This window comes from Ruegeria sp. BH8 (assembly GCF_056538065.1).
Map to the genome: position 1 here is coordinate 1015809 of NZ_JBQFSP010000001.1, position 15785 is coordinate 1031593.

At 57.7% G+C, this 15785-nt stretch carries 13 protein-coding genes; 5 read left to right on the forward strand and 8 right to left on the reverse strand.

The window, feature by feature from the left end; translation table 11 throughout:
* Window positions 1-130: 130 nt before the first annotated feature.
* Both mfd and ACR0AD_RS05020 read right to left on the reverse strand, forming a co-directional pair.
* A complete protein-coding gene (gene mfd / locus ACR0AD_RS05015) occupies window positions 131-3589 on the reverse strand; it encodes a transcription-repair coupling factor (protein WP_480485486.1) in 3459 nt (1152 codons plus the stop codon).
* Between the two features lie 21 nt (window positions 3590-3610).
* Window positions 3611-4135: a component of SufBCD complex gene (locus tag ACR0AD_RS05020; RefSeq protein ID WP_480486469.1), complete on the reverse strand. Its 525-nt coding sequence runs from the start codon at window positions 4133-4135 to the stop codon at window positions 3611-3613.
* A 119-nt stretch (window positions 4136-4254) separates the two neighbouring features.
* Here ACR0AD_RS05020 and hemB point away from each other — a divergent pair, with 119 nt between their 5' ends.
* The 4 genes from hemB (at window position 4255) to ACR0AD_RS05040 (ending at window position 9101) form a co-directional block, all read left to right on the forward strand.
* The gene (gene hemB / locus ACR0AD_RS05025; RefSeq protein WP_480485484.1) at window positions 4255-5253 is read left to right on the forward strand and encodes a porphobilinogen synthase; all 999 of its coding nucleotides are present in this window, start codon (window positions 4255-4257) and stop codon (window positions 5251-5253) included.
* A gap of 143 nt (window positions 5254-5396) precedes the next feature.
* Complete coding sequence (locus ACR0AD_RS05030; RefSeq protein WP_480485483.1) at window positions 5397-5969, forward strand: lipid-binding SYLF domain-containing protein; 573 nt, start codon at window positions 5397-5399, stop codon at window positions 5967-5969.
* A 165-nt stretch (window positions 5970-6134) separates the two neighbouring features.
* Window positions 6135-8597 carry a penicillin acylase family protein gene (locus ACR0AD_RS05035; RefSeq protein ID WP_480480701.1) on the forward strand — a complete coding sequence of 821 codons (2463 nt, stop codon included), beginning with the start codon at window positions 6135-6137 and terminating at the stop codon, window positions 8595-8597.
* 108 nt (window positions 8598-8705) lie between these two features.
* Window positions 8706-9101, forward strand: a complete 396-nt coding sequence (locus ACR0AD_RS05040) for a nuclear transport factor 2 family protein (protein ID WP_480480699.1) — start codon at window positions 8706-8708, stop codon at window positions 9099-9101.
* 1 nt (window position 9102) lies between these two features.
* Here ACR0AD_RS05040 and ACR0AD_RS05045 read toward each other — a convergent pair whose 3' ends face one another.
* The 5 genes from ACR0AD_RS05045 to trkA all read right to left on the reverse strand — a co-directional run bounded on the left by ACR0AD_RS05045 (window position 9103) and on the right by trkA (window position 13989).
* Window positions 9103-9411, reverse strand: coding sequence for a putative quinol monooxygenase (locus ACR0AD_RS05045; RefSeq protein WP_480480697.1), 309 nt, complete (start codon window positions 9409-9411; stop codon window positions 9103-9105).
* Between the two features lie 20 nt (window positions 9412-9431).
* Window positions 9432-10703, reverse strand: coding sequence for a GTPase HflX (gene hflX, locus ACR0AD_RS05050; protein WP_480485481.1), 1272 nt, complete (start codon window positions 10701-10703; stop codon window positions 9432-9434).
* Window positions 10703-10942, reverse strand: a complete 240-nt coding sequence (gene hfq, locus ACR0AD_RS05055; RefSeq protein ID WP_005982826.1) for an RNA chaperone Hfq — start codon at window positions 10940-10942, stop codon at window positions 10703-10705. The genes hflX and hfq overlap by 1 nt, the downstream gene beginning before the upstream one ends.
* A gap of 132 nt (window positions 10943-11074) precedes the next feature.
* Window positions 11075-12613 carry a TrkH family potassium uptake protein gene (locus ACR0AD_RS05060; protein ID WP_480480693.1) on the reverse strand — a complete coding sequence of 513 codons (1539 nt, stop codon included), beginning with the start codon at window positions 12611-12613 and terminating at the stop codon, window positions 11075-11077.
* Entirely contained in the window at window positions 12613-13989 is a 1377-nt protein-coding gene (gene trkA / locus ACR0AD_RS05065; RefSeq protein WP_480485480.1) for a Trk system potassium transporter TrkA, read from the reverse strand. The genes ACR0AD_RS05060 and trkA overlap by 1 nt, the downstream gene beginning before the upstream one ends.
* 96 nt (window positions 13990-14085) lie before the next feature.
* Here trkA and ACR0AD_RS05070 point away from each other — a divergent pair, with 96 nt between their 5' ends.
* Entirely contained in the window at window positions 14086-14565 is a 480-nt protein-coding gene (locus ACR0AD_RS05070) for a hypothetical protein (protein ID WP_209503766.1), read from the forward strand.
* 41 nt (window positions 14566-14606) lie between these two features.
* On the opposite strand, the gene ACR0AD_RS05075 is transcribed toward ACR0AD_RS05070, so the two are convergent.
* Entirely contained in the window at window positions 14607-15773 is a 1167-nt protein-coding gene (locus tag ACR0AD_RS05075; RefSeq protein WP_480485478.1) for an MFS transporter, read from the reverse strand.
* Between the last annotated feature and the right edge of the window lie 12 nt (window positions 15774-15785).

Sequence of the window (15785 nt, forward strand, 5' to 3'; positions counted from 1 at the left end):
CTGACACACGATGCCTCCGGCGGGGATATTTTTAGCCAGATGAAGCAGGGATCCGCTTCTTCATCTGGCCGTAAATATCCCGGGGGAGATGCGCGGAACGCGCAGCGGGGGCAGAGCCCCCTCCCACATCTCAACCTGCTTTAACCTTTTTCTGCGCGGCGACCACTTTTTCAGCAAGATCGCGGGCAATTGCAAAAGCCCCTTTAATCTTGTCGCTGTCTTTTTTCCAGTCCCGGCGCACGACGATCTTGTTGTCTTTGACCTTGGCCATACCGCGTTGATTTTGAATGAACTCAACCAGTCCCTGCGGCGAAGCGAATTTGTCATTGTGAAACTGGATGGTCGCGCCTTTCGGTCCGCCGTCGAGCTTTGCGATCCCTGCGCGTTTACACATGGCCTTGATCCGCACAACCAGCATCAAGGTATTCACCTCCTTCGGCAATTTGCCAAAACGGTCAATCAATTCCGCAGCAAAGCCTTCCAGTTCGACCTTTGTCGACAGCGATGACAGGCGGCGATAGAGCCCCAGGCGCACATCCAGATCTGGCACATAGTTCTCGGGGATCAGAACCGGCACACCCAGATTGATCTGCGGGGCCCATTGATCGTCTGCATCCGACAGCCCCTCCATCTCGCCGGCTTTGATCTTGGCAATCGCCTCTTCCAGCATGGATTGGTAAAGCTCATAGCCGACATCGCGCATCTGGCCGGATTGTTCTTCACCCAACAGGTTGCCCGCACCACGTATGTCCAGATCCTGCGAGGCCAAAGTAAAGCCGGCCCCCAACGTGTCCAGCGAGCCCAGAACACGCAGGCGTTTTTCGGCGGCAGCAGTCAGTTTCTGGCGCGGTTTGGTGGTCAGGTAAGCATAAGCACGGGTTTTCGAGCGCCCAACGCGCCCCCGGATCTGATAGAGCTGGGCAAGGCCAAACATGTCCGCACGGTGCACGACCATCGTGTTTGCGGTCGGGATGTCCAACCCGCTTTCGACGATTGTTGTGGCCAGCAGCACATCGTACTTGCCGTCATAAAACGCGTTCATCCGATCATCGAGCTCACCCGCTGCCATCTGGCCATGGGCAACCACGTAAGTGAGCTCAGGCAGTTGATCTTTCAGAAATTCTTCGATCTCAGGCAGGTCCGAGATGCGCGGTACAACATAGAAACTTTGCCCCCCACGATAGTGTTCACGCAGCAGCGCTTCTCGGATTGTGACTGCATCAAACTCGCTGACATAGGTGCGGATTGCCAGTCGGTCGATTGGAGGTGTTCCGATAATCGACAGGTCGCGCACGCCGGTCAACGACAGTTGCAGCGTTCGCGGGATCGGTGTCGCGGTTAGGGTCAGCACGTGAATGTCTGAGCGCAGCTGTTTCAGCCGTTCCTTATGACCCACGCCAAAATGCTGTTCCTCGTCAATGATCAGAAGCCCCAGATTGTTGAACCGTATGTTCTTGGCCAAAAGCGCGTGCGTTCCGATCACGATGTCCACTGTCCCGCGGGCCAGCCCGTCACGGGTTTTTTGGGCTTCTTTCGCCGAAACAAAGCGTGACAATTGCCGCACCTCCAGCGGGAACCCCCGAAAGCGTTCCCTGAAACTCGCGGCATGCTGGCGGGCCAGCAGGGTGGTGGGCGCTACAACCGCAACCTGAACGCCCGACATGGCTGCGACAAATGCGGCACGCATGGCAACCTCGGTCTTGCCAAAGCCGACGTCACCGCAGATCAGACGATCCATTGGTGCGCCGGAATGGATATCTTCCATTACATCCGAGATCGCCCGCAACTGGTCTTCGGTTTCCTGATACGGGAATCGCGCGCTGAATTCCTCCCACGCGTGGGGCGGCGGATCCATGACCGGGGCTTTGCGCAGCGCGCGTTCAGCGGCGATGCGGATCAGCTTATCGGCCATCTCGCGGATGCGCTCTTTCAGCTTGGCCTTCTTTGCCTGCCATGCACCGCCGCCCAAACGGTCCAGCAGACCTTCGTCATGTCCGTATTTCGACAGCAATTCTATGTTTTCGACCGGCAGGTACAGCTTTGCCTGCTCGGCATATTCCAGCAACAGGCATTCATGGGCAGCACCAGCTGCGGTGACGACCTCCATGCCCATGTAACGACCTATGCCGTGATCCACGTGAACAACCAGATCACCGGGGCTGAGCGATTGGGTTTCGGTCAGAAAGTTTTCGGCCTTGCGGCGCTTTTTGGGCTGACGGATCAGCCGGTCGCCCAGCACATCCTGTTCAGCGATCACCGTTAGATCAGGACTTTCGAACCCGTGCTCCAACGCCCAGACGGCAAGGTGCAAGCCGCGTTTACCAATGCGGGTGCCATTGGCCACATGTATCGCCTCGGCCAACCCTTCGTCTTCGATCAGGCCGGTCAGGCGTTCCCGCGCGCCATCGGAATATGAGGCGATCAGCACCGGTCCTTTGTCGAGCTTTGCAGTGATGTGACTGGCCAAAGCACCGAACAGGCTGATGCTTTCCTGCTGGCGTTCCGGTGCAAAGTTGCGCCCGATGCGTCCGCCCGCATCGATGACACCGGGGCCAGAGGCTTGCGGCAGCGGGCTGAACTGCAAAACCCGACGATCCGCGACCGCCGCCTCCCAGGCGGTATCGTCAAGATACAACAACCCCGGAGGTGTGGGTTTATAGACCGTGTCCATACGGGATCGGTTTTCCAGCGCCAGTCGCCGGGTTTCGTACTGATCGGCAATCGTATCCCAACGCGCCAGACGCGCGGGCGTCACCTGATCATCGACAGTGATCACCGCATCCGGCAAATAGTCGAATAACGTCTCAAGTTTTTCGTGGAAGAACGGCAGCCAATGTTCGATCCCCTGATGTTTGCGGCCCGCGCTTACGGCCTCATACAATGGGTCATCTGTACCGGCGGCACCAAACTCGATGCGATAGTTCTGACGGAACCGGGTTATGGCGGCCTCGTCCAGGATGACTTCGGACACCGGTGCAAGTTCAACGATGTCCAGCTTTTCGGTTGTTCGCTGGGACGCCGGATCAAAGCGTCGCGCACCGTCCAGAACGTCACCGAACAGGTCCAGCCGAACCGGGCCCGTCTCTCCCGGAGGGAAGATGTCGATAATGCCGCCACGGATGGCGTAATCGCCGGGTTCCATCACCGTTGGACTTTGTGTGAACCCCATACGCACCAGAAAGTTTCGCAGAGCGGTTTCATCTATGCGATGGCCAACTCGGGCAGTAAACGCCGCCTCTCGCAAAACCTCTCGTGCCGGGACGCGTTGGGTCGCGGCGTTCAGCGTGGTCAGCAATACATACTGTTGGGGCATCTGGTGAACCAGCGCCGCCAGTGTGGCGACGCGCGCCGCCGAGATATCCGCATTGGGCGAGACCCGATCATAAGGAAGGCAATCCCAGCCCGGAAACACAAAGACAGGCATCTGAGGCGCAAAGAACGCCAGTGCGGAACGCATCGCTTCCATCCGCTTGTCATCGCGTGCGACATGGGCCACCGGCCCCTTGCTGCGGGCAATCTCGTTCAGCACCAGCTGCGCGTCAAACCCTTCGGGGGCGCCGCCAACTGTCACGTGGTTCGGAGCCTTCATCGCCTCGCCTTTCAGAATCTTCTATCCCAGAACGCCAATCGAAAGGTTCTGATACATGCCCCAGAACGAAGTGACCAGTATCGAGATCATGCCGATGATCTGGGTATACAGTCGGCAGCGGGAAATTGTTTTTGAGACAGTTTCGAGAGTCAATTCCTGCCGCCGAAGACGCCTTGCATGCACGATATTGACCAAAAGCACCAAGGTCATTGGGAACAAAAGCAAAAACAGGGCCTGCGCGAATTCGACGTCATAATAGAACCCAAGCGTGGCCATCCCGGTGAACAGAAAACACCCAAACGCCAAAAGGATGGTGCCAGACATGTCGACAATCAGCAGAATCCGATTTGTATGGATGCGAACGATGTCGAGCAGATCGGTTTCAACCTGACCTCCGATCCGGCGGGCACGGACAACCAGATCATATGGGATGCCCATCACCCAGTGGCTGGCCGACGACCAGAGTACCGCCAGTACGATCCAGAACCACAGATTCGAAAAGCTGCGCATATCGATGAGTTCAAAGATCGAAGAGTACCAGTCCAAACCCAACCCTTTATTCACACTACTCAGGGGGGTTCCATCTAGGCGCGCGTCCATTGATACCCTTGAGACCTTTGTGAATTCATGCCACCCAATGCACGAATGTTCAAGGAGAACGCGCCATGAAACCGACCATTGCCCCATTTCCCATGACCCGCTTTCGCCGCGCCCGTCAATCACAGGCAATTCGTGCGCTGGTGCGTGAGAACACTCTGACAACGGATGACCTGATCTGGCCGGTTTTCGTACGCGAAGGCGAAGGCATTGAAGAGCCCGTGCCCTCGATGCCTGGTGTGGTTCGCAGATCGGTTGACCTGATTGCCAAAGCGGCGGTCGAGGCCCAGGCCCTTGGGATTCCTGCGATTTGCCTCTTTCCCTACACCGACCCTGCGCTGAAAACCGAAGACTGTGCCGAGGCATGGAACCCCGACAACCTGTCAAACCGGGCCATTCGGGCAATCAAGGCAGCGGCTCCGGACATTGCCGTAATGACGGATGTGGCGCTTGACCCGTATAACATCAACGGTCACGACGGATATGTCGTTGACGGCGAAATCGTCAACGACCAGACCGTCGAGGCACTGGTAAAGATGACGCTGGCACAGGCCGACGCCGGTGCGGATATCATCGGCCCGTCGGACATGATGGATGGCCGGATCGGGGAAATGCGTCGCGCGCTGGAAGGTGCAGGCTATCACAACGTGATGATCCTCAGCTATGCCGCAAAATATGCCAGTGCATTTTACGGACCCTTCCGCGATGCGGTCGGCGCATCGGGGGCCCTGACGGGCGACAAGAAGACCTACCAGATGGACCCCGCAAACTCGGACGAGGCTTTGCGCCTGATCGAACGCGATCTGACTGAAGGCGCGGATATGGTGATGATCAAGCCGGGCATGCCATATCTGGATATCTGCCGCCGCGTGAAAGACAGTTTCGGTGCGCCGACATATGCCTATCAGGTATCGGGCGAATACGCGATGATTCAGGCCGCAGCTCAGAACGGCTGGATCGATGGCGAGAAGGTGATGCTGGAAAGCCTTCTGGCCTTCAAACGCGCCGGTTGCGATGGAATTCTGACCTATTTCTCTCCTCAGGTTGCGCGCATCCTGCAGGGATAAAGCCCGCAAGTTTCGCGATATTTCGCCGATAAGATTGCCCGATCGGGCAGCTTTCCCGTGACACATCGCCCTGATCGGCGTATCCTTGCCGCCAAGACCGGGATCACCCGGCATATCAGGCACAGTTACAGAGATATAAAACCATGAGCAGTTCCAACTCCCCCCGACTGAATCGTCGCGGCTTTGCCTTGGGCATGGCAGGTCTGAGCTTGACCGCCGCCTGCGGCAACGGTGTCGGCAATTCCAACGCAGCAACAATCGATGCCCGTGTCGACGCAACGCTGACCGAGATGTACAGCCGCTATCCCAATACGGTTGAAATTGCGAACAAGGCCAACGGCATGCTGGTCATGCCGCTGATTACCGAAGCCGGTTTCGTGTTCGGTGGCGGTTACGGTCGCGGCGCACTGCGCATCAGCGGTGCAACAGTTGACTTCTATTCGGCGGTCAAGGGCACGGCCGGGCTACAGATCGGCGCGCAGCAATATGCGCATGTTCTGTTTTTCATGACCGAAGACGCCCTGAACGACTTCCGTCGCTCCAGTGGTTGGACAGCCGGAGCGGATATTGGCTATGTGGTCAGCGATCAGGGCGATTCCCTGTCGACAGACACAACGACACTGCGCACGCCCGTTCTGGCTGCCATCTTCGGACAGGCTGGGCTTCAGATCGGTGCGACCGTGGAAGGCACGAAATATACCCGCATTATTCCATAATTCGGGCTTCCCACTTCTTCTGACAAACCCCATCACGGCGGAATGCTGCGGTGGGGTGTTTGTTTTCATCCTTTCCGCACAGGTTCTTGCCGCGTTCCTCTTTCGGTTGGACCCGCCATCCACTAATCTCCGCGCAACCTTCATGTACTAGAATTTGGGGCAGTAATGGGTCTTGTTTTCCGCTGGCTGGTGCGCATCGTGTCGGGTCTGATCATGCTGATCCTCGCTGCAATGGGCCTTGTCTATTTTCTGGCCAGCCAATCCCTGCCGGATTATGACCAGACGCTCGAAGTCAACGGGTTGACCGCTCCGGTCGAGATCGTGCGCGACACCGCCAATGTGCCGCACATTCTGGCCCAAAATGACCCGGATGTGTTTTTCGGTCTTGGATATGCCCACGCGCAGGATCGGTTGTGGCAGATGACGGTCATGCGCCGCACGGCACAGGGTCGCTTGTCCGAGATCTTTGGACCGCGCACCCTGCGCGTTGACAAGCTGCTGCGCCGGCTGGATCTGTACGGCCTTGCCCATCGCTCGGTTGAGGTACAGGACGACTATACCAAGGCCGCCCTTCGTGCTTATGCGGCCGGGGTCAACGCACGCCTGACCGAGATCAACGACGAGGCATTGGGGCGCGGCGCGCCTGAAATGTTCCTGTTCAATGCCCCCGTCTCACCCTGGCAACCGGGCGACAGTATTGCCGTGATCAAACTTATGGCACTGCAACTGTCCGGTCACCTGACAGACGAGGTTCTGCGCGCGCGTACGTCTTTGATGCTGAGCAATCCTGACAGACTGGCAGACATTCTGCCCGATGTTCCCGGCCCCGGCATTGCTGCGCTGCCTGAATACGCTTCGCTGTTTCCCAACCTTCCGCGCTATGCCGCTGGTACGAGTTTTCCTGAAACGCCTCTGTCACCCCTTCCCAAACGCGGGCTGGCGGGGGCATCAAACGCCTGGACTGCTGCGCCTTCGCGCTCGGCAAGCGGTGGGACGTTGCTGGCCAACGACCCACATCTGGGCTTCACAGCACCCGGCGTGTGGTATCTGGCGCATCTTGGTCTGGCAAAGGGAAGCGTCATTGGGGCCTCGATCCCAGGTATTCCCGCAATCATGACCGGCCGCAGTGACCGGTTGGGTTGGGGGGTGACGTCATCCTATCTTGACGATCAGGACATTCATATTGAGCAGCTGAACCCGGAAAACCCCGAAGAATACCTGACCCCGGATGGCTATAAGGAATTCCAGACCCGTCCTTCGATCATTGAAATCAAAGGGGAAGCTCCGGTTACACTGACGCTGCGCTGGACTGAAAACGGGCCAGTGTTGCCCGGTACGGATTACAAGCTGGAAACCATCACACCGCCGGGCCATGTTGCGTCTTTGTCCTGGACGGCGCTCAGCCCGCAAGACACTTCGATGACGGCGTCCATGGCCCTGATGAACGCGGACAACGTGCAGGACGCCGTAACCGTGGCCCGGCAATTCATTGCGCCCTCGCAAAACCTGTCACTGGTCGACAAAACGACAATAGGGATGAAACTGATTGGCGCCATGCCCCGGCGTGATCTGCAAAACCAAAGCCGCGGACGCATTCCGACACCCGGCTGGATCGAAGCAAACCGCTGGCAAGGCCGCCTGCCCTACGCCAACAACCCGGAATTCGTGGCCCCAGCCGGTGGCGTTCTGGGCAACACCAACAACAAGATCATCGACCGCCCGTTCCCGGATCATGTGTCCTACGAGTGGGGTGACACTCAGCGCGTACATCGCTGGGAACGCCTGATGCAATCGCGTGAGGTGCATACCCGCGACAGTTTCATTGAGGCGCAACTGGATACGGTCAGTTTCACCGCGCGCTCTCTGCTGCCGCTGATCGGTGCTGACCTTTGGTACACCGGTGCCTCGGCCCCTGAAGGGACGCCCGAACGACAGCGCCAGATTGCGCTGTCGCTGCTGGCGGACTGGAACGGCGAGATGAACGAGCACCTGCCCGAACCGCTGATCTATGCAGCCTGGGTGCGGGCGCTTCAGATCCGCCTGATTTCGGACGAGCTTGGGCCGCTGGCCAGCGAATTCAAACATGTCGAGCCCCTGTTCATCGAACGGGTCTATCGTGACATTGATGGCGCCGGTGTCTGGTGCGATGTACGACAAAGCGCGCCGGTTGAAACCTGTACCGAAATGGCACGACTTGCGCTGGATGACGCGCTGATCTGGATCACCGAACGCTACGGCAGCGCACTGGAATCCCTGCGCTGGGGTGATGCCCATCAGGCAACCCACGACCACCCGGTTCTGGGGAACGTGCCTATACTTCGGTATTTTGTGAACATTCGCCAATCGACCAGTGGCGGCGACAACACCTTGCTGCGCGGGCGCACGTCCGGCGAAGGGCTCGACCCGTTTCAGAATGTGCACGGGGCCGGGTATCGCGGTGTGTATGACTTTGCCGATCCAAACAGCTCAGTCTTTATCACCGCTACCGGCCAATCGGGCCATTTCCTGTCGCGCTATTACGACGATCAGGCGCAGCTGTGGCGGCGTGGCGAGTATATTCCCATGTCGCTGGACCTTGACCTTGCCCGCGCCGCTGCTGTCGGAGTGACCAATCTGATCCCACGTTAAGCATCAGGGTTTCGGCGACTCCCCGCCCCTTTTTGTCCGGACCGTGGACGCCATGCGGCAGTTTCGCCTACCATCACCGGGCGAACTGTTTCGGACCAGGGGGAAACTATGGCCAGCATTCGGGATACTCTGAACAACCTTGCCCGGGATTACGCAATCGCCTGGAGTTCAGGTGACGCCGATGCCGTTGCCAGTTTTTTCGCGCTGGACGGACGGATTACAATCAACAGAGGTGACCCGATCGAAGGGCGCGCAGCGATTGCCGATATGGCCCGGGGTTTCTACGCCGATTTTCCTGATCTGGAGGTGCGCTGCGACATGATGCGATGGGCCGGATCTCATGCCCTATTTGTCTGGACGCTGGAAGGGCACCACTCACAGACTGGTAATCATGTCGTTGCGCGCGGTTGGGAAGAATGGGAATTGACACCCGACAATCTAGTTCAGTCATCCTTGGGTTGGTTCGACCCTGATGACTATCAGCGACAGATAGACGGGCGATAATCTAGTCCAGACGGTCGCTTGCGGTTTCAATTGTGTAACTCCGCGGTATTCCCTGTGTAATCAGAAACCACTCGGATGCCTTCGTCCGCTGCTGATGCGCATCAAAGGCCTGCTGATTCACAAAAACCTCTGAAACAGTGAACCGTCCGGGTGTGATCTGATCCTCGACAACGTCGAACGACAGGCAACCCTCTTCCGCCTTTGTGAGGGCGATATGCGTGGGCAGAGCGGCGCGCACATCTTCAAGGCGGTCCGCCGGAACATCAATAAATCCGGTCAGGAATACTCTTTGATCCATTGTATCAGCCATCTTACGCAATTTCACTGTATCTATAGTGTGTCGAATTGGGCGGCCTGCTTATCTGTCCAAAGGACAGTGATACGGAACCCCTCTTCGGTCTGCTCTTCAGATTGTACAACATCCTGCCGGAACAACCACGCCCGCTTGTTCCCTTCCGCAAAGGTCAGGTTCAGAACAACCTCGTGCCGGGCCCCTTGCAGAATTGCTGCAATCTCGGACAGTAAAGGGGTCACGCCTTCGCCGGTAACTGCCGAAATGGCAAATATGGCCGGATCGCGATCCGCCCTCGCCAACGCGGCGTCTTTTTCTTCCGTTCTCAGCAAGTCAGTCTTGTTCCAAACCTCAAGCCGGGGGCGTTCTTCGTCGACACCAAGCGAGGTCAGGATTGCTTCGACATCCTGCGCCTGTGCTTCGGTTTCTTCATGGCTGATATCGCGCACGTGAACAATCAGATCAGCACCCAACACCTCTTCAAGCGTGGCCCGAAAAGACGCCACAAGCTCGGTCGGCAGGTTCGAGATAAAACCCACCGTATCCGACAGGATCACTTCCGGGCCATCGGGCAGTTGCACGCGGCGCATGGTAGGGTCCAGCGTGGCAAACAGCATGTCCTTGGCCAACACTTCGGCCCCGGTCAGCCGATTGAACAGAGTAGATTTCCCGGCATTGGTATATCCAACCAATGCAACGATCGGATAGGGCACCTTGGCGCGCGCGGCACGGTGCAAGGTGCGGGTCTTGACCACTTTCTGCAATTGGCGGCGCAAACGCACCAGTTGTTCATCAATGGCGCGGCGGTCGGCTTCGATCTGGGTCTCGCCGGGGCCGCCGACAAATCCCAAGCCGCCACGCTGACGTTCAAGGTGGGTCCAGGCCCGCACCAGCCGTGTCCGCTGATAGCTGAGCGCAGCCATTTCGACCTGCAACACCCCTTCACGGGTACGTGCACGGTCGCTGAAAATCTCAAGGATCAGCCCGGTCCGGTCGAGGATCTTGACCTTCCATGCCTTTTCCAGATTGCGCTGCTGAACCGGTGTTACCGGCCCATCGATCAGAACCAGCTCAACCTCGTTTTCACGAAGCCGCTCACCCAGTTCTTCGATCTTGCCACTGCCAAACAAATAGCCGGGTTGGGCACGTTGCAGGCGTACGATTTCAGACCCGATCACATCCAGATCGGGCAAAGCGGCGGCCAGCGCAACCGCCTCAGCCAGCGCAGGTTCGGGAACGCGGCGCTGTTCATCTGATTTGATTTCGGGATGCAGCACCCAGGCCCGGGTGCGCGTCCGGTCATGTTCCATCAAGAGGCGTCTTCGCCCTCATACAGGTTGATCGGCTGTGATGGCATGATGGTTGAAATCGCGTGCTTGTACACCAGCTGCGACTGTCCGTCGCGGCGCAACAATACACAGAAATTGTCGAACCAGGTGATCACACCCTGCAATTTCACGCCATTGATCAGGAAAATTGTAACCGGAACCTTAGCTTTCCGTACATTGTTCAGGAAAGCATCCTGAAGATTCTGTCTGTCCGAAGCCATATTATGATAATCTCGCCATTGTTCTTGCTACGCGTTGCGGACCAACGCGCTCCCTCCCGGTGAGTATGGAGTGCCGCGGTAAGATATTCCAGACGAAAAATTAAGCACTAAAGACGACGGGATCCAACCGGTTCAATCCCGCCACAGCGAAGGGGTGATCAGGGCGATGATCGCAAGCGTCTCGAGCCGGCCAATGACCATCGCCGCGCACAGCGTCAGCTTGGCCCCTGCGGACAGGTCGATCAACCGGATTGGAACATCAGTGGCCAATTCAATCAGCGGACCCGTCGTGCTGAGCGTTGCGACGCTGAGCACCATGGCCTGTTCGAACCCAGCCCCCATTGCGGCCAGCAAAAGGTTGAACACCGCCAGTGTCAGCGCAAAGAGCATCAGAAAGATCCAGGCGATAAACGCGCCGTCCCTTTGAATGCGTCGGTTGCCACCTCCAACCCCGCTGACGGATGAGGGATAGATCAACCGGTCGATCTCGCGCGCACCGTTCAAGTACAGGGCAAAAACCCGCAGCAGTTTCACGCCGCCAGCCGTGGTCGCAACCCCTCCACCGATCAGGGCCAGCCCCATCAGCAACAATCCGGGCGTTCCCAGACCAGATAATTGCTGCGCATCATCCCAGTTTGCGCTTTCAAACCCGGCGGTTGTCAGAAAGGCCAGAACGGTGAACAGCATACCCCAAATGACCTGCAATGCCTGTAAAGGCTCGATTTGCCCACCGATTTCCGTAACACCAGCAATAACGCGAAAGAACAATAACGCCGCAACGGCCAGAACAATCATCAGGCCAATGCGAAACTCCGGGTCCGTATCCAGTCGGGAATAACCGGATGTCGCCGTGTCGGTCGAAAATGTCAGGCGCGAAAGGGCAAAGAACAGGAACAAAAACAAGATCGCCTCACCCGTGAAGCCCGCCTGCGCGCCTTCCATGCCGCCCACCGGAGAAATTCCGGACGTCGCCATGACCGACATTGCGTGGCAAACGGCTGTCAGTCCGGTTTCGCCTGCGATCAGAAGAAGGATCCAGATCACAGCCGTCAACCCGGCATAGACCGGGGTCAGTCCCTTTGCCACACGGATCAGTCGACCGCGCGGATCAACGCGTTCGCTTTGCGCAACACCCGATACCGGGCGACCCGGCTGACCGCGGGCCGTGACCTCGAACCCACCCAGCGACAAAGGCGCAAGGATTGCCGCGGCGGCAATCCACATCAGCAAACCGCCCATCCATCCAACCAAGGCGCGCCACAGGTGCAGCGGGGCCGTCAGGCGGTCTGGATCCGGAAACAGATCCGCCCCCGTGGTTGTCAGGGCACTGACCATGTCAAAATAGGCGTTCAGGAATGTGGTCGTTCCCAGCGCATCGTGAAATGGAATCGCAAGAAAGACAGGCAGAATGGTGAAACATGCAAGCATCACCGCCAATTGTCCCAAAGTTCCGCGCCTTGGCACACGGTTGGACGAGGCCAGTGCGACACTGACGACCAGAAACAACCCTATGATACCGGAGTACAAAAACGACCGCGATGTATCGTGATCATCCAGCGCCAGCGCGTAAACTGCCGGAATCCACATGGCCAGTGACGCAATAGCCCAGATCAGAAGAAACAGCGGCAACCGCCGCAATAGCCCGATCTGTTGTATCCCCGCATGCGCCATCAGAAGAAATCGATTGAAACCTGCATCAGGCGTTCGACCTCAGGCACGTCGTTGGCCATGGCAAAGATCGCGACGACATCCTTTTCATCGATCCTGAGGCTGCCCGTCGGTCGCATAACCTCATCTCCTTTGCGCACGGCCCCCACCAGTACGCCCTCGGGAAAATCGATATCGCGCAGCTTTTGACCCGCCATGGGAGAGGTTGAAAGAACCTCAGCCTCGATCACTTCGGCCTCAGCATCTCCGATCGAGTAGACCTGTCGCACCCGGCCATGACGGATGTGGCGCAAGATCGAACTGACGGTGGTTGCCCGCGGATTGATATACGCATCAATCCCCAAAGGTCCCATCAGGGCCACCATACTGGGATCATTGATCAACGCGATCGCCAGGGCACAACCCTCGGCCTTGGCGCGTACAGCGGCCAGCATGTTCGTGCGGTCGTCATCCGTAACCGCCAGCATTGCATCCGCTCTGTCGATACCGGCTTCGCTCAACAAACTGGCATCAAGGCCATCACCGTGCAGCACAATCGTTCGTTCCAGCGCCTCGGCGGCGATCTCGGCGCATCGGCGATCCCGCTCGACGATTTTGGCGCGCACGCGGCTTTTTTGTTCTTCCAGAGTTCGCGCCACTTCAAGCCCGACATTGCCCCCGCCCACGATCACCACACGATCCTGACGCTTTTGGGTCTTGCCAAACACCTCCATAGTGCGATCCACGTCTTTTGCATTGGTAAAGACGTAGCATTCGTCGCCCACAAACAGCTGATCCTCGGATTCTGGTGCAAACAGCGTGCCATCGCGACGCACCCCCACTACGATCGAACTGAGCGTTGAGAACAAATCGGTCAGTTGCCTCAAAGGTGTGTTCACGATCGGGCAGTCTTCATCCACGCGAATACCCAAAAGCTGCGCCTTGCCGTCCATGAAAATCTCGGTGTCAAAGGCGGACGGGGCCGACAGTCGGCGCATCGCGGCTGCGGCCACTTCGCGTTCGGGGCTGATCACCACATCAATCGGCAGATGATCGCGCCGGTAAAGGTCCGAGTGGATCGCCTCAAGATAGGATTTTGACCGCAGTCGCGCGATCTTGCGCTGGATCGAAAAGACCGAATGCGCCATTTGGCAAGTGACCATGTTCACTTCATCCGAATGGGTCGCAGCGATAATCATGTCCGCATCGCGCGCGCCTGCCCTTTCAAGCACATCGGGATAACTTGCAAACCCGGCGATCCCCTGCACGTCCAGCGTTTCGGTCGCCCGCCGAACCAGGTCGGGATTGTTGTCGACAACGGTGACGTCGTTCAATTCACCCGAAAGGTGCCGCGCAATCTGCCAGCCGACCTGACCCGCGCCGCAAATAATGACCTTCATGTTTCTGGCCCTTCTGCCTGAAAGGATTGAATGACAGATGCCCCCAAAGCGGTCAATTGAATTGTCATCGCTGATCAGCTGCGGCAAGATAAGCATATGAAAACGCTGTTTCCTATGCTTGTGCCGCTGATGGTGCTGTCCTCGTGCGGGCCGCTCTCGCTTTACTATCGCGAGGGTGAAACCGTGTCACGTCTGCAAAAAGAGACCACCCAGTGCCAGCTTAGGGCGGTCAAAGAGGTGCCAGTTGCCAATCAGATCCGCCAAAGCCCGCCGACATATTGGCCCGGGCGCACGTATTGCGACGGCAGAGGTCGTTGCTATCAATCCCCGGGCTGGTGGCAGCCCGGCAGGGTCTATACCGTCGATGTGAATCAGGGTCTGCGAAACACGGTTGAGGCGCAATGCATGGCCGAAAAGGGATTTCGCCCTGTCAGTTTGCCGCCCTGCAAGCAAAATGTGAAATCGCGGGTACCATTGGCGCGAACAACAACATTGCCGCCCCTCAACAGTGCCTCATGCTTTGTGAAATTCGATGACGGGTCGTTTCAGATCATCACTCCGGGGCAAGCCGGGTAAGCAAAACCACGGTACCGCGCGATTGATCATTCCAGTCCGGTTCAAGCGCGTTTGCGCCGCGCGGCAAGCCACAAATGCAGCGCCATGGCAACAGCATAGAACCCTACCACGGCAATCAACATGCCTGCTTCACTGGTCCGCCACAGTATTGCAAGCAAAACAGGTGTGCCCAATAGGTTACCCGCATTCCCCATCTGCGCCATCGCACCATAGCTCAGCGCCTGGCTTTCGGGTGTCGAGTTCAACTGCGGCACCGCTGCAAAACTGCCGCCCTGAACAAGCCCCAGCACCGCAAAAAGCGCAACGCAGACAACGGGCAACGGGGCACCAAGAAACAGCGCGCCTATCGTAAGGATAGACAGCCCGAAACCGAGGGTAACAACAAAAACAGCAGAACAAACGTTCAGCAACACTGGGACGGTAAGCCAGGAAATCACGATCCCGGCCAACGGCATCAGACCCGCAATCATCGCACTGACATCTTCCGGCAATCTTCCCGGAAGAATGGCCAGCAACGAGACAAAGGTCAGCGTGTAAAAGAACCACCCGAGCGCCGGGGCCGACACAAACGCAGAACGATAGGTCTCTACGTGTATGTCAATCAGTGTTCGAACGTTCCAAGAAGGATTGTTCGCCAAAGCCGACGCACTGTTGGGACGGAAAGACACGATCAAGCCGGCGATCAGAAACATCAGCACACCATGGGTAGCAAAATAAACCGGAAGCCCGACCCGAGAGATCAATGGAAGCCCAAGCCATGCGTTCAGTGCAAAGGCGACACCAAAGAAACTGCTCCACAAAACCATTGCCGCGTTGCGCCATTTTCCAATCGTGATTTGCGCAATCAGTGTTGGTGCTGCGACAACGATAGCCAGATGAGAGACCCCTTCGACAACGCGGCTGACCAGCATCAGGCCCAAACCGGGGATACTGGCCTGAAACAGGGACACCGCCCCGCCAAGGGTCAAGCCAAACATCAGCAACCGGACAGGCCCAACCCGCCCGGCTATCGCGCCGGACAATGCACCAAGAATCGCGCCAATCAGGCTGATGACTGACAAAAGCCAGCCAATCTTGTCCGCGTGCGCAGGATAGAGGGCTGCGACCTGAGCAAAAGGAACCGCAATCTTGGCGAATTGGGTCGCCGCACCTAGCCCGGCAAGCCAAAGCAACAAAACCTGTAACAAGATGCGTAATGGATGGGGCATAAGCCGGTTCTA

What these genes read in the sequence shown, in the direction of transcription:
- mfd (WP_480485486.1), bottom strand. Translation starts at nt 3,589, where the DNA reads ATGAAGGCTCCGAACCACGTGACAGTTGGCGGCGCCCCCGAAGGGTTT.
- ACR0AD_RS05030 (WP_480485483.1), top strand. Translation starts at nt 5,397, where the DNA reads ATGAGCAGTTCCAACTCCCCCCGACTGAATCGTCGCGGCTTTGCCTTG.
- ACR0AD_RS05060 (WP_480480693.1), bottom strand. Translation starts at nt 12,613, where the DNA reads ATGGCGCATGCGGGGATACAACAGATCGGGCTATTGCGGCGGTTGCCG.
- ACR0AD_RS05045 (WP_480480697.1), bottom strand. Translation starts at nt 9,411, where the DNA reads ATGGCTGATACAATGGATCAAAGAGTATTCCTGACCGGATTTATTGAT.
- hemB (WP_480485484.1), top strand. Translation starts at nt 4,255, where the DNA reads ATGAAACCGACCATTGCCCCATTTCCCATGACCCGCTTTCGCCGCGCC.
- trkA (WP_480485480.1), bottom strand. Translation starts at nt 13,989, where the DNA reads ATGAAGGTCATTATTTGCGGCGCGGGTCAGGTCGGCTGGCAGATTGCG.
- ACR0AD_RS05070 (WP_209503766.1), top strand. Translation starts at nt 14,086, where the DNA reads ATGAAAACGCTGTTTCCTATGCTTGTGCCGCTGATGGTGCTGTCCTCG.
- ACR0AD_RS05040 (WP_480480699.1), top strand. Translation starts at nt 8,706, where the DNA reads ATGGCCAGCATTCGGGATACTCTGAACAACCTTGCCCGGGATTACGCA.
- ACR0AD_RS05075 (WP_480485478.1), bottom strand. Translation starts at nt 15,773, where the DNA reads ATGCCCCATCCATTACGCATCTTGTTACAGGTTTTGTTGCTTTGGCTT.
- hfq (WP_005982826.1), bottom strand. Translation starts at nt 10,942, where the DNA reads ATGGCTTCGGACAGACAGAATCTTCAGGATGCTTTCCTGAACAATGTA.
- ACR0AD_RS05035 (WP_480480701.1), top strand. Translation starts at nt 6,135, where the DNA reads ATGGGTCTTGTTTTCCGCTGGCTGGTGCGCATCGTGTCGGGTCTGATC.
- hflX (WP_480485481.1), bottom strand. Translation starts at nt 10,703, where the DNA reads ATGGAACATGACCGGACGCGCACCCGGGCCTGGGTGCTGCATCCCGAA.